This is a genomic window from Fictibacillus solisalsi (genome assembly GCF_900103485.1).
Taxonomy (GTDB): domain Bacteria; phylum Bacillota; class Bacilli; order Bacillales; family Fictibacillaceae; genus Fictibacillus_C; species Fictibacillus_C solisalsi.
Map to the genome: position 1 here is coordinate 57,662 of NZ_FNHW01000006.1, position 14,050 is coordinate 71,711.

The window sequence follows — 14,050 nt, forward strand, 5'->3', positions numbered from 1 at the left end:
TATTATAGCCACCTGTGACGTTTTAGAAAATAGTGAAATGAAAGAAACCTTAAGTTTGTTAAAATAGATACGTATGAAAGAGTTTACTGCGCTATTTTTAATAGAGAATTTTTACCGAAGGAGGGGGTTGCGCTGTTACAGCTGCTGCCTTTAATGCTTGAGCGGGCGGGGGTTCTCGTGATGGTGGCTTTTTTGCTTTCCAGATTGAAATCATTCCGGCAAATCGTTCATCAAGAGCATAATCAAAAAGAAAAGATGCTTCTTATCCTGATATTCGGCGCTTTTGGCATCATCAGCAACTATACCGGGATCGAGATAAATAATGGAGCCATCGTGTCGCAAACCTGGCAGGCGGATGTGGATTATGATGCGGCCATTGCGAACACTCGAATCATGGGTGTAGCCATTGGCGGATTGCTCGGCGGGCCCATCGTTGGCTTGGGTGTGGGACTAATTGCTGGTCTCCACCGTTTGACGCTCGGCGGGTTCACGGCTGAAGCCTGTGCGATTTCCACCATTCTGGCAGGATTAATCACAGGTTTGCTTGGCCGCCGATTTGGCATCATCGGAAGGAACCGCTCACCGTGGGGAGCAGTAGCGGTAGGGATTTTGATGGAGATCATCCAGATGGGTGTCATTTTGCTGACTGCACGTCCGTTTGAAGCGGCTTCTCATTTGGTTGAGGTAATCGCCATACCGATGATTACGATCAATGGGCTCGGAACGCTCATTTTTATCATGATCATCCAAAGCATTTTAATGGAGGAAGAGCGTACTCGCGCGCTTCAAACCCATAATGCGCTTCAGATTGCTCAGCAAACGCTTCCTTTTTTCCGTCAGGGCTTAAATTTTCATTCCTGCGGGGAGGCAGCGAAGATCATTTTGCAAGCAACTAAGGCGGATGCTATATCGATCACGGATAAGAAACAGGTGCTGGCTCATGCCGGAGCGGCTTCAGACCATCACCAGCCTGGTCAAAACATGGCAACCCTGTTGACGAAAAAGGTCATTGAAAACGGGAAGATCTTGATTGCCAGGTCAACAGAGGAAATCCAGTGCTATCGAGAAAATTGTCCATTGCAGGCCGCGATCGTTGTTCCTTTGCAGGTTCGCGATGAAACGGTGGGCTCACTGAAGCTGTACTTTGAGGACGCGGAAAAGCTCGATCAGGTGGAGCAAGAGCTGGCGGAAGGCTTAAGCAAGCTGTTTTCCACTCAGCTGGAACTGGCAGAAGCGGAGCGACAGCAAAAATTATTAAAGGATGCTGAGGTAAAAGCTTTGCAGGCGCAAGTACACCCGCACTTTTTGTTTAATGCCATCAATACCATTTCAAGCCTTGTCCGGACGGATGCACAAAAAGCAAGGAAACTCTTGATTCAGCTGGGCGTGTTCTTTCGCAGCAACCTGCAGGGAGCACGGCATTTGCTGATTCCGTTGGAAAAGGAAATTGAACATGTGGAGGCCTATCTGTCACTCGAGCAAGCGCGTTTTCCGGGTAAATATGAAGTGGAGTTTGATATCGAGCCGCAACTGAACCATGTACTCATACCGCCATTTACGCTGCAGCCTTTGGTAGAAAATGCGATCCGCCATGCGTTTTCTAACAGGAAACAGGGAAACGTGAAGGTTACCGCTTATATGAATCGGGACAAAATGATGTTAACAACTGAAGACAATGGCAAGGGGATTCCTGCCGACCTGATCCAATCGCTCGGAAAGGAGTCGGTCCGCTCCGAAGAGGGGACCGGAACTGCACTTTGGAACATACGGAAGCGAATACAGGAGATCTACGGAATGGAGGGTTCCTTTATGATTCAAAGTGAACAGGATTCAGGAACAAAGGTGACCATGACCCTGCCATTAACCCAAAACAAGTGGAGTGAAAATGATGTTTAAGGCATTTATCGTTGATGATGAGCCGTTAGCCAGAGATGAACTGGAGTATTTGTTAAAAAGAAGCAAGCAAGTGGAGATTGTGGGTCAAGATGATTCCATCGAGAGTTCGATAAGCCAGCTTCAAGAGCTGCCGGTCGATGTGATTTTCCTGGACATCCAACTGGCGGATGAAAGCGGGTTGGACTTGGCGGAAAAGATCATGGACCTTGATCCCCGTCCAGAAATTGTGTTTGCAACGGCGTATGATGAGTACGCGCTGAAAGCTTTTGATCTGCAAGCCATTGACTACATCATGAAGCCGTTTGATGAAACCAGGGTCCAAAAGACGGTGGAAAAAGTGGCCAAGGTGATCAAGGGGAAAGAAAACCGGACAAGCCCGCCTCCAGAGCAAGGGGTGACCACCGGAAAACAAACGGACAAGCTGGCAGTGACCGTTGATGAGCGGATCGTGCTGATTGCTGTTTCTGACATTGTATCGATCGGAGCGGTTGAGGGAAAAACAGTGATTGTCACCGATCAGCAACGGTACGAGGTGAATGAGCCGTTGGTCACCTATGAGAGAAAGCTGCAGCAGAAATCGATCATTCGCGTGCATCGCGGATACCTGGTGAATTTGGATAAAATTGTGGAGATCCAGCCCTGGTTTAACTCCACCTATAACCTGATCATGAAGGACGGAGAGAAAATCCCGGTCAGTCGGACGTTTACAAAAAATTTGAAAGAGCATTTCGGCTTTTAAAAGATGCAATTCAATGGCTGGATCATGTCATTCAGCTCCTTGTTTTTGCATTTTAAAATGAAAACCCTCTGTGAACGCTTTCATTTAGTAAGATGAAGGATACATAAATGAAAAGAGGCAGAGGGGGAGAATAAATTGAATGCGGTTTCAATTGTTATCGGATCCATTTGTATATTAATGATAGCTTATCGGTTATATGGAACGTTCATGGCGGCAAAGGTCATGAAATTAAATGATGCTAAGCCGACCCCGGCACACGAATTAAATGATGGGAAGGATTATGTTCCAACCAATAAATGGGTAACGTTCGGACATCACTTTGCAGCGATTGCAGCTGCCGGACCACTCGTTGGTCCCATTCTGGCGGCACAATTCGGCTACCTTCCAGGGCTGCTTTGGCTATTGATCGGTGCGGTACTGGGCGGAGCAGTCCATGATGTCGTTGTATTATTTGCTTCCATGCGCAAAAAAGGGAAATCGCTTTCTGAAGTGGCAAAAGATGAACTAGGTCCTGTAGCTGGTTTTTGTACAGGCCTTGCGATGCTCTTTATTATTACAATCACAATGGCCGGCCTGTCCATGGTTGTTCTTCATGCGCTTGAAAACAACCCATGGGGTACGTTTGCTGTCGGTATCACCATTCCCATCGCGATGGGAGTAGGGATTGTTTATAAGAAAACAGGCAACTTGAAAGTCACGTCAACGATCGGATTTATTTTACTTATGGTCGGCGTCTTTATGGGCCCTCAAATTCAAGAGACCGCCCTTGGCGATTGGCTGACGCTTGATACGAAAGTGTTGGCTATCATTTTGCCAATCTATGCCTTCTTTGCCGCAGCACTGCCGGTATGGCTGCTCCTGGCACCACGGGATTACTTGAGCAGTTTTATGAAAATTGGTGTGTTCATTGCCTTGATTATCGGTGTCTTTATTATTAACCCATCGATTGAATTTCCGGCCTTTACAAAATTCGTTAATGGCGGTGGCCCGATTTTAGCGGGTCCGGTTTGGCCGTTTATCTCGATTACGATTGCCTGTGGAGCGATCTCCGGATTCCACGCCTTTGTAGGTTCAGGTACGACACCTAAGATGCTTGATAAATGGTCGGATATTAAAGTCGTTGGCTTTGGCGGAATGCTTGTGGAATGCCTGGTGGCGATCATGGCCTTGATCGCAGCAACTGCGCTTCATCCGGCGGACTATTTTGCGATCAACTCCACTCCTGAGGTATTTAAAGCATTGGGAATGGATGTTGTAAATTTGCCAGAACTCAGCCGTGAAATCGGTCTGGATCTGGAAGGCAGAACAGGCGGAGCAGTAACGCTTGCGGTCGGGATGACCTATATCTTTACCGGAATTCCCTGGTTCGCCAAGCTTTCCGCTTATTTCTTCCAGTTCGTGGTTATGTTTGAAGCGGTATTCATCTTGACAGCGATTGATGCAGGAACACGTGTCTCCCGCTACTTGATCCAGGATTTCTTTGGTGAATTTTATAAGCCGCTGAAGAAGACAGACTGGCTTCCGGGTTCCATTATCGCCAGTGCGCTTGCCTGCTTCATGTGGGGCTATCTTCTGTACTCCGGGGATATTGGGTCGATCTGGGCACTCTTCGGGGTATCCAACCAGATGATGGCCTCCATTGGTTTGATTATTGGAGGAACGGTTATTTTGAAAGTAGCCGACAAGAGACGATACATGCTCACGTGCCTTGTCCCGCTGGCCTATCTCTTTGTTACCGTCAATTATGCCGGTTACTGGATGGTCAAGAATGTTTACCTTAACCCGGATAACCCGGGCTACAATATGCTGAATGCTGTACTTTCTGTGATCATGCTGATCCTCGGAGTTATCATTATGGTGGCTGCAATTAAGAAATGGCTGGAGATGTGGAACTCCCCAAGCCGGCAGCTGGAGGATGCCAAATCGGCATGATTTATAAAAAACGATTGAGCCGCCAAATTAAAGTTTGGCGGCTTTCTGCTTATTCCTCTTTGAACTGACGAATCTTTTCAACAATTGTATGGTGTTCCATACCATCATAAACAAAGAACTGTGGAGCAGCAGGAAGGTCAAACGATCTGCTGGCTGTAAAAAAAATCATACAAGACATAAAACAGTACCTGGACCATAATAACCTGCTGCAATTACAGGGACTTTCATGTCTTCATCATTTATGCAAAAAGCTAAAACTTTATTAGCCACCCTGTTGAAAGCCGCCAAAATTGTACGTGTGCGGCTTTTACTTTTGGACGCTATAACCCACACCATTCATAGATTTTTTCATAGATTAATAGTAAGACCAATCGGGGAACACCCCTCCTTTGATTGGTCCCAAACAATTGTTTTCAACTTTACGTACTGGTGGCTGTAATAGATAAAAAATAAGGGTAGAAATGCTCTTTTTTACATAACTTGCAACAGGAATATGGTCATTTAATTCACAACCGTCTTGTCCCACCACTCGCCTTTCCCCATGGTTAACGATTAAACAGATGAAGGCCGCCAAAATTAGATTTGGCGGCATTTTTGTTATTTTTAGAAAAAGATAGTGAAGTTATGGTTAACTATTGATAATATATTGCTATAAGAGATGGGAATAGGGGGTAAACCAATGATCAAGGAAAAGCGAATTAACAGGATACAGAACTATGTTTCGGAGCATGACTCGGTTTCACTTGACGAGTTGGTTTTAGTTTTTGGCGTATCCAAAAATACAATCCGGCGTGATATACAAGTGCTGGTTGACCGTGGGAAATTGAAAAAGGTATATGGCGGGGTCACGATAAATCATAAGACACTCGAATCCATTCAGGATCGAAGAAAACGAAATCAGGAACAAAAAGCATCGATTGTTAAAGAGGCATCAAGGTTTGTGGAAGATGGAGACAGTATCTTTATCGATTCAGGAACGACAACGATTGAAATGTTTGAATACATTAAGGGCCGAAATCTTATGATTTTTACAAACAGCATAGAGCTGGTGGTTCGCGCCCTGCCATATGAGGAATTGAATGTCATGTTAATTGGAGGGATGCTGGATCGCAAAACGGACTCGTTCGGCGATCCGCGGAATCTGGATTTGTTGAGCAATTACAATATCAAGAAGGCCTTTATGGCATCGACCGGAATCTCACTCTCTAATGGTGTCACAAATGCATCGCCACTCGAAAGCCAATTGAAAAAAGAGATCGTGCACAGAAGCTCCGAAGTCTTCTTATTGGTGGATCATGATAAATTTGATAGATACGGGCTGATTACTTACTGTGAACTGGATGAGATCGATTATATCGTTACCAATGCCGCCCCGAATACAGCCTATACCGAGTACGCAGGCAAAAATAATATCCAACTGGTTGTTTCCCATTGAAAATTCTTAAAAAAACATGAAGTTTTGAGCATTTGTTGGTAATATATATTTAAAATGGTATGATAAAATGTAAGCGGTTAAAAAAGTACAGGTACGAATTTAAGGTGGAATAACATGATTAAAGATAAGCGAATAAAAAAAATTAAAGAATATGTCATGGAGCATGAATCTGCTTCCCTGGACGAATTGGTTACAGTATTTGATGTGTCCAAAAACACGATCAGACGTGATGTACAGGAATTGGTGGATAATGGCGAACTTAAAAAAGTGTATGGCGGGGTTTCTGCCATCCATAAAAAATTGGAGTCTTTCCAGGACCGGCAAGTCCGGAACCTGCAGGAAAAGGTGTTAATCTCTGAAACAGCATCCAGTTTTATCGAGGACGGGGACTTTATCTTCCTGGATTCCGGAACGACAACCATTGAAATGTTTAATTTTCTAAAGGAAAAGAACTTGACCATTTTTACCAACAGCATTGATTTTATCGTTCGGGCGCTTCCGTATGAAAACTTAAATGTGATCTCAATCGGGGGGATGGTGGACCGAAAAACCAATTCATTTGTTAACCCTCGAAATATGGACCTATTAAAAGATTACAACATCAAGAAAGCATTTATGGCATCCACCGGAATCTCGCTGGTAAATGGTGTAACCAATGCTTCACCGAATGAAAGTGAATTGAAAAAAACCGTCGTGAACCGAAGCTCAGAGGTGTACTTATTGGTGGACCATAACAAATTCGATAAATACGGTTTAATGACCTACTGTGGTTTGGATGAAGTTGATTATATCGTTACGGACAGGGCACCTGAAGAAAACTATCAAGAATTTGCGAAACAGAATAACATCCAATTTGTCATTGCCGAATAAGGATAGGAATCAGGAGCTCTCGTTCTCCTGATTTTTTTGTGAAATGGGTGAGCAAGCTCCAAATCTCAGTTCAACAAATAAAAAATTCTTGATTGAGCATCCGTTTACTATTAATATGGATTTAAAGATAATCAAAAGTTAACCAACACATTATTAAATGTTGGTCTGATTAATCCAAGTGCAAACAGAAAGCGCTTCTGATTTTTTGCTTATTGCCTACCAAAGAAAGGGGAATTTTTGAATGCGTTTAGCTTATGATCCGTCACACTATCGTGATAACACCAATTTAAAAGATACGATTGACGCAGTTGCCCGATTAGGGTATGAATGGGTAGAGTTATCTCCGCGCAAGGATTTTATTTGGTTTTATGAATATCCGAAGGTAGACAAGCAGCTGATTAAAGACCTGAAACGATACTGCTCGGATGCAGGTGTGAAAATCTCTTCCGTACTCCCAGTACAGCAATGGTCTTCACCTAATGAAGAAGAGCGCCAGGTGGCCGTGAGAAATTGGAAGCGCTGTATTGAAATCACTTCGGACTTGGGCGTCGACTTAATGAACACCGAATTTAGCGGAGACAAGAGCCGTCCGGTTGAAAGTGAAGGCGCTTTTGTTAAATCAATGTACGAGTTAATGCCTCTTTTTGAAAAAGAGGGAATTAAGCTTAACTTACAGTCCCATCCCCATGATTTTATTGAGCTGAACACCGAAGCCATACGTATGATCCGTGCACTGGACAAGGATTGGATTAAGCTGGTGTATTCTGTCGCTCATGCTTTCTTTTATGATGATGGCATTGGCGATGTTGAACAGCACCTGGAGGAAGCGGGAGACTTGCTCGCCCATGTTCTTATTGCGGACACGCTTAATCACAAAGCGGCATTTGGGTTGCGCTATATTATTAACCCGCCAAATGCGAATGTTACCATTCATCAGCATTTGAACCCTGGCCAGGGAGAAGTAAACTTTGACGCGTTGTATCATAAATTAAGAGAAATGAAGTTTGATGGCATTGTAACGAATTCTGTTTTTGCCTATCCTGATAAGCCAGAATGGTCGAATGAAATGACTTTAAAGTCGATCAGAGAAGGATTACATATCTAATCTGAAATTCGAAAAGCCTTTCCTTTCGTATAAGGAAAGGTTTTTTTTTATTGGTATTCTTCTATCAAAGTTATTGACCAAATTATCAAATAATATTAAAGTATAATCATAATATTACCAAAATGTACTCAATTGTACTGCGAATCTACATAAACAGGGGGTTAAAAGCATGCCGTTGGTTCGATTCGATGTAATAAAAGGGCGGGATGATCAAGCGTTAAAACAGTTATTGGATGCTTCCCATAAAGCGATGGTTCAAGCGTTTGGTGTACCTGAACGGGATCGGTATCAGATTGTAACCCAGCATTCTCCCAATGAAATGATCATTGAAGATACGGGGTTGGGATTTGGAAGAAGCCGTGATGTGGTGGTTGTCAGTATGACCAGCAGCCAAAGAAGCGATAAGCAAAAGAAAGCTTTTTATGACCTTTTGGTAAAGGAACTGGGAGATAGCTGCGGAATTGCACCAAGCGACATTATGGTTTCCATTGTGACGAACGGAGCAGCGGACTGGAGCTTTGGCTTTGGAGAGGCTCAGTTTTTAACCGGAAGATTATAACCTCTCCAAATTATCAAAAAACAACACAGAAAACGGTTGACTGAAAGCGCTTTTAGTATTAACATTGAGTCAAATATAACCAAAACATAACCAATATATAATAATAATGTGATTTTGATTTACCCTTTACCAAGCAGACCGCACTCTTTAGGAGTGATAACAGAGGAGGAAAAAGCATGGCTGAAGTAGTAACGCAAGTAGAAAAGTTGAAAAACTATATAAACGGGGAATGGGTGGAAAGCAAAGCAACTCAATTCGAGGATGTATACGATCCTGCTAAAAAAGAAGTAATTGCCCAGGTTCCTATTTCTACGAAAGAAGAGGTTGATCACGCGATCGAAGTGGCAGCCCAAGCTTTTGAAAGCTGGAAAGCAGTTCCGGTGCAAAAGCGTGCACGAATTCTATTTAACTTCCAACAGCTCCTTCAAAAAAATAAAGATGAACTGGCTCGGATCATCACCATTGAAAATGGTAAGAACCTGACCGAAGCACTTGGTGAAGTAGGACGCGGAATTGAAAACGTGGAATTCGCAGCTGGCGCTCCGACACTCATGATGGGTGATTCACTTGCAACGATCGCAGCCGATGTGGAAATTACAAATTATCGTTATCCAATCGGGGTAGTTGGAGGAATCACACCATTTAACTTCCCGATGATGGTGCCATGCTGGATGTTCCCAATGGCGATTGCTGTAGGCAACACTTTTGTTCTAAAGCCGTCTGAAAGAACGCCACTGCTTGCTAATCGTTTAGCAGAATTGTTTGAAGAAGCAGGTCTTCCAAAGGGCGTGTTCAATATCGTTCACGGTGCACACGATGTGGTAAATGGTCTGTTGGATCATCCTGAAGTAAAGGGCATTTCTTTCGTAGGCTCCCAGCCTGTCGGCGAATACGTCTACAAGCGCGGAAGCGAAAAGCTTAAGCGTGTTCAAGCCCTAACCGGTGCGAAGAACCACTCCGTTGTATTAAACGATGCAGATCTTGAGCTTGCGGTAACCAACGTGTTTGCTTCCGCTTTTGGTTCTGCCGGTGAACGTTGCATGGCATGTTCCGTAGTAACAGTAGAAGAAGGAATTGCGGATGCATTCCTCGATAAATTGGTTGAAAAAGCAAAAACGGTTAAAATCGGCCATGGCCTTGATGAAGAAGTATTCCTTGGACCAGTGATCCGTGAACAAAATCAGCAGCGTACATTAGGCTACATCCAAAAAGGCGTTGAAGAGGGTGCAAAGCTCGTATGTGACGGCCGCAATAATGCACCTGAAAAAGGATATTTTGTAGGCCCAACGATTTTCGATGAGGTAACAACCGATATGTCCATCTGGAAAGATGAAATTTTCGCTCCGGTATTGTCCATTGTTCGTGTGAAGAACTTGAAGGAGGCAGTGGAAACGGCCAACCAATCTCCGTTTGCCAACGGTGCCTGCCTTTATACATCCAATGCATCTGCAATCCGCTACTTCCGTGAAAATATCGACGCAGGTATGCTTGGAATTAACTTAGGCGTGCCAGCTCCAATGGCATTCTTCCCATTCTCAGGATGGAAGTCTTCCTTCTACGGTACACTTCCTGCCAACGGAAAAGACAGCGTTGAGTTTTACACACGCAAAAAAGTAGTGACTGCCAATTATAAAGCACCATCATTTGATTGAGTTTCAACTACTAGATAGACAGCTATTATCCTGATGTCCCCTGCATCAGGATAATGGTTTTACATAGACAGGAGGAGATGGCAAAGTGAGTCAATTGCTTCGTAAACCGCAACAAAAGGAGATAGCAGAAGGAGTCACTGTCGTTCAGGAAGTCAACAGTGAAAACTCCCAATTGGAATATGTCGGTGTGAAAGTCTTGGACCTTGCTCCGGGGCGTTCCTATAAGGAAAACTTGAGCAGCACTGAATGCTGCATTGTTGCCTTAACAGGAAAAATAAATGTTTCTGATTCACAACAGGTTTTTGAAAATCTGGGTACGAGAGAAAGTGTTTTTGAAAAGAAACCGACCGACAGCGTCTATGTATCCAATGATCGTTCCTTTGAAGTGACGGCTGTAACGCAGGCCCGCGTCGTTCTTTGCTACTCGCCTTCTGGCCAGTCCTTGCCGACAAAGCTCATTAAGGCAGAGGACAACAGCATAGAAAACCGAGGAAAATACAGCAATAAACGCCTGGTGCATAATATCCTGCCGGATTCCGACCCATCCGCAAACAGCCTTTTGGTGGTAGAAGTCTATACGGAAAGCGGAAACTGGTCGAGTTATCCTCCGCATAAACATGATCAGGACAATTTGCCTCATGAATCCTTTTTGGAAGAGACCTACTACCATGAAATGAACCCAAGACAAGGATTTGTATTCCAGCGTGTTTATACCGATGATCGCTCCATTGATGAAACGATGGCTGCAGAGAATGGTGATGTTGTCGTTGTACCGGCAGGCTACCATCCGGTTGGGGTCCCCGATGGCTATGAATCGTATTACTTAAATGTGATGGCAGGGCCATCGCGTTCGTGGAAGTTCCATAACGAACCAGCCCATGAGTGGATTTTAAACCGTAAATAAAGGAGCTGTGGCAGAGATGAATATTCAATTTAATCCGGATCGGGAATTCGATCTTATTGCGATTGGCCGCGCCTGCATCGATTTGAACGCGGTGGAGTATAACCGGCCAATGGAAGAAACGATGACATTCAAGAAGTATGTTGGAGGATCGCCGGCAAACATTGCGATTGGATCTTCCAAGCTTGGACTAAAGGCCGGGTTTATCGGCAAGCTTGCTGATGATCAGCATGGGCGTTTCATTGAGCAATATATGCGCAGCCTTGGGGTTGACACGTCCAACATGGTGGTGGATGAAGAAGGCCATAAGACGGGGCTGGCATTTACAGAGATTAAGAGTCCGGAAGAATGCAGTATTCTTATGTACCGTGATGATGTAGCCGATCTTTACCTGGAGCCGTCGGAGGTATCCGAAGACTATATTAAAAAGGCAAAAGTGCTCTTGGTTTCCGGGACCGCTCTTGCGAAAAGCCCTTCTCGTGAAGCAGTTTTGAAAGCGGTTCAATTAGCGGGAAAAAATGATGTGAAGGTTATTTTTGAACTGGACTATCGCGGGTATACATGGCAATCCCTTGAAGAAACATCCGTTTACTATACGCTGGTAGCCCAACAGTCCGATGTGGTAGTGGGAACACGAGATGAATTTGATGTAATGGAAAATGTGGCGGAAGGCAATAACGAAGCCACAATTAAACATTTGTTTAATTATTCTCCGGAACTGGTTGTGATCAAGCATGGTGTCGAAGGATCTTATGCTTACACCAGAAATGGTGAAACCTTCAGAGGGCAAGCGTATTTAACGAAAGTATTGAAAACATTTGGAGCAGGCGATTCTTATGCCTCAGCCTTCTTATATGCCCTGATCTCGGGCAAGGGTATTGAAACCGCACTAAAATACGGCAGTGCCTCGGCAGCGATTGTAGTAAGCAAGCACAGTTCTTCAGAAGCGATGCCAACTGTTGCTGAAATCGAGCAGTTGATTGCAGAACGAACAGAAACAGCAGATCAATTACGTTAGGGGTTTGATGGACATGGGGAAAGTGAGATTAACAACCGCTCAAGCGTTGATTAAATTTTTAAACCAGCAATATATCCATATTGATGGCCAGGAATTTCCCTTCGTGGAAGGTGTATTTGCTATTTTTGGACATGGAAACGTGCTCGGAATCGGCCAGGCACTTGAACAGGATCCCGGACACCTGAAAGTCATTCAGGGAAAAAATGAACAGGGAATGGCTCTTGCCGCAATGGCCTACAGCAAACAAATGCTTCGCCAAAAGATCTATGCGGTGACAACTTCTGTAGGACCTGGTTCTGCCAACCTGGTAACGGCTGCGGCAACGGCGCTTGCCAACAACATTCCTGTGTTGCTGTTGCCGGCCGATACCTTTGCGACCCGTCAGCCGGATCCGGTATTGCAGCAGGTGGAACAGGAATACAGTGCGGCTGTGACCACGAACGATGCATTAAAGCCGGTTTCAAGATACTGGGACCGTATTACCCGGCCGGAGCAATTAATGTCCAGTCTGCTTCGTGCCTTTGAAGTCATGACCGATCCTGGAAAATCCGGTCCTGCAACGATTTGTATTGCGCAGGATGTGGAAGGAGAAGCATATGATTATGACGAGAAATTCTTTGAGAAGCGCGTTCATTATGTAGATCGCAAGGCACCGGCGGATCGTGAGCTTCAAGGAGCAGCACAGCTGATCAAAAACAGCAAGAAGCCTGTCATTCTCGTGGGCGGAGGTGCGAAATATTCACAAGCCAAAACGATTCTCATCGAGCTTTCTGAAAAACACAATATCCCGCTTGTAGAAACGCAAGCAGGTAAGGCAACGGTGGAGTCAGACTTTAGAAATAATCTCGGCGGAATGGGAATCACAGGGACACTCGCGGCCAATAAAGCAGCGCGCGAATCCGATTTGATTATCGGGATCGGCACAAGATATACGGATTTCGCCACATCCTCAAAAACGGCATTTGATTTTGAAAGGAGCAAGTTTTTGAACATCAATGTCAGCCGACTGCAGGCTTATAAGCTGGATGCCTTCCAGGTTGTAGCTGATGCAAAATTGACCCTTGAGCAATTGGCACCTTTATTGGAAGGCTATGAAACGGAGTTCGGCAGGGAAATCGCCGAGTTGAAAGAAGAATGGCTGACCGAGAGAAAACGGCTGAGCGAAGTCACCTTCACCCGTGAAAACTTTGAACCCGAAGTGAAAAACAACTTTACTCAGGACGTACTCAATGAATATGCGGATGCCCTGAATACCGAGCTTGCCCAAACAACAGCATTACTGGCGGTAAATGATACGGTCGCACCAGACAGTGTGATCATCACATCAGCCGGATCTCTTCCGGGCGATGTCCAGCGGATTTGGAATCCGGCCGTAGAAAATACGTATAACGTAGAATATGGCTATTCCTGTATGGGATATGAAGTATCCGGGGCACTGGGAGCTAAACTGGCCTCTCCGAATCAGGAAGTCTACTCCCTGGTGGGTGACGGAAGCTTCCTGTTGATGCACTCCGAATTCATTACCGCCATTCAATACAACCAAAAGGTGAACATTGTCCTTTTTGATAACTCCGGATGGGGGTGCATCAATAACCTGCAAATGGAAAACGGAAGCGACAGTTTCCACACTGAATTCAGAACACATAATAATGAGATTTTAAATATTGATTATGCAAAAGTAGCAGAAGGTTACGGTGCAAAGACATACATTGTAAACACGGTAGAAGGCCTGAAGGCTGCGTTGGAAGATGCTAAAAAGCAGGAAGTATCCACACTCATTGATATCAAAGTATTGCCAAAAACCATGACCGACGGCTACGAAAGCTGGTGGAATGTCGGCGTAGCCGAAGTCTCCCACAAAGACAGCATCCAAAAAGCATTTGACGCCCGAAAGCAAAAATTGGAACTGGCAAAACAATACTGATAACTAAAGAGCATCCTAA

11 protein-coding genes are annotated in these 14,050 nt (G+C 44.7%); all 11 read left to right on the forward strand.

Annotation, left to right across the window (positions count from 1 at the left end):
• Nucleotides 1-132: 132 nt before the first annotated feature.
• Nucleotides 133-1,896: a sensor histidine kinase gene (locus BLT53_RS22445; RefSeq protein ID WP_090239074.1), complete on the forward strand. Its 1,764-nt coding sequence runs from the start codon at nt 133-135 to the stop codon at nt 1,894-1,896.
• A complete protein-coding gene (locus BLT53_RS22450; protein WP_090239077.1) occupies nt 1,889-2,635 on the forward strand; it encodes a LytR/AlgR family response regulator transcription factor in 747 nt (248 codons plus the stop codon). Before BLT53_RS22445 ends, BLT53_RS22450 begins: the two co-directional genes overlap by 8 nt.
• Nucleotides 2,636-2,770: 135 nt before the next feature.
• A complete protein-coding gene (gene cstA, locus BLT53_RS22455) occupies nt 2,771-4,567 on the forward strand; it encodes a carbon starvation protein CstA (protein ID WP_090239080.1) in 1,797 nt (598 codons plus the stop codon).
• A 679-nt stretch (nt 4,568-5,246) separates the two neighbouring features.
• Complete coding sequence (locus BLT53_RS22460; protein WP_090239083.1) at nt 5,247-6,002, forward strand: DeoR/GlpR family DNA-binding transcription regulator; 756 nt, start codon at nt 5,247-5,249, stop codon at nt 6,000-6,002.
• Between the two features lie 114 nt (nt 6,003-6,116).
• On the forward strand, nt 6,117-6,872 hold the full coding sequence (locus BLT53_RS22465; RefSeq protein WP_090239086.1) for a DeoR/GlpR family DNA-binding transcription regulator: 756 nt from the start codon (nt 6,117-6,119) through the stop codon (nt 6,870-6,872).
• A 241-nt stretch (nt 6,873-7,113) separates the two neighbouring features.
• On the forward strand, nt 7,114-7,977 hold the full coding sequence (locus BLT53_RS22470) for a sugar phosphate isomerase/epimerase family protein (RefSeq protein WP_090239089.1): 864 nt from the start codon (nt 7,114-7,116) through the stop codon (nt 7,975-7,977).
• Nucleotides 7,978-8,146: 169 nt separating this feature from the next.
• Entirely contained in the window at nt 8,147-8,536 is a 390-nt protein-coding gene (locus tag BLT53_RS22475) for a tautomerase family protein (protein ID WP_090239092.1), read from the forward strand.
• A gap of 176 nt (nt 8,537-8,712) precedes the next feature.
• Nucleotides 8,713-10,188 (forward strand): CoA-acylating methylmalonate-semialdehyde dehydrogenase, encoded by a 1,476-nt coding sequence (locus BLT53_RS22480; protein ID WP_090239095.1) that lies wholly within the window; start codon nt 8,713-8,715, stop codon nt 10,186-10,188.
• A gap of 85 nt (nt 10,189-10,273) precedes the next feature.
• Nucleotides 10,274-11,092 carry a 5-deoxy-glucuronate isomerase gene (gene iolB / locus BLT53_RS22485; protein WP_090239098.1) on the forward strand — a complete coding sequence of 273 codons (819 nt, stop codon included), beginning with the start codon at nt 10,274-10,276 and terminating at the stop codon, nt 11,090-11,092.
• A 16-nt stretch (nt 11,093-11,108) separates the two neighbouring features.
• Complete coding sequence (gene iolC, locus BLT53_RS22490) at nt 11,109-12,107, forward strand: 5-dehydro-2-deoxygluconokinase (RefSeq protein ID WP_090239101.1); 999 nt, start codon at nt 11,109-11,111, stop codon at nt 12,105-12,107.
• A gap of 13 nt (nt 12,108-12,120) precedes the next feature.
• Nucleotides 12,121-14,031, forward strand: coding sequence for a 3D-(3,5/4)-trihydroxycyclohexane-1,2-dione acylhydrolase (decyclizing) (gene iolD / locus BLT53_RS22495; RefSeq protein WP_090239103.1), 1,911 nt, complete (start codon nt 12,121-12,123; stop codon nt 14,029-14,031).
• Nucleotides 14,032-14,050: the final 19 nt, after the last annotated feature.

Excerpts from the sequence above, each read along its gene's own strand:
- BLT53_RS22450 (WP_090239077.1), top strand. The coding sequence starts at position 1,889 with ATGTTTAAGGCATTTATCGTTGATGATGAGCCGTTAGCCAGAGATGAA.
- BLT53_RS22460 (WP_090239083.1), top strand. The coding sequence starts at position 5,247 with ATGATCAAGGAAAAGCGAATTAACAGGATACAGAACTATGTTTCGGAG.
- BLT53_RS22465 (WP_090239086.1), top strand. The coding sequence starts at position 6,117 with ATGATTAAAGATAAGCGAATAAAAAAAATTAAAGAATATGTCATGGAG.
- BLT53_RS22470 (WP_090239089.1), top strand. The coding sequence starts at position 7,114 with ATGCGTTTAGCTTATGATCCGTCACACTATCGTGATAACACCAATTTA.
- BLT53_RS22475 (WP_090239092.1), top strand. The coding sequence starts at position 8,147 with ATGCCGTTGGTTCGATTCGATGTAATAAAAGGGCGGGATGATCAAGCG.
- BLT53_RS22480 (WP_090239095.1), top strand. The coding sequence starts at position 8,713 with ATGGCTGAAGTAGTAACGCAAGTAGAAAAGTTGAAAAACTATATAAAC.
- iolC (WP_090239101.1), top strand. The coding sequence starts at position 11,109 with ATGAATATTCAATTTAATCCGGATCGGGAATTCGATCTTATTGCGATT.
- iolD (WP_090239103.1), top strand. The coding sequence starts at position 12,121 with ATGGGGAAAGTGAGATTAACAACCGCTCAAGCGTTGATTAAATTTTTA.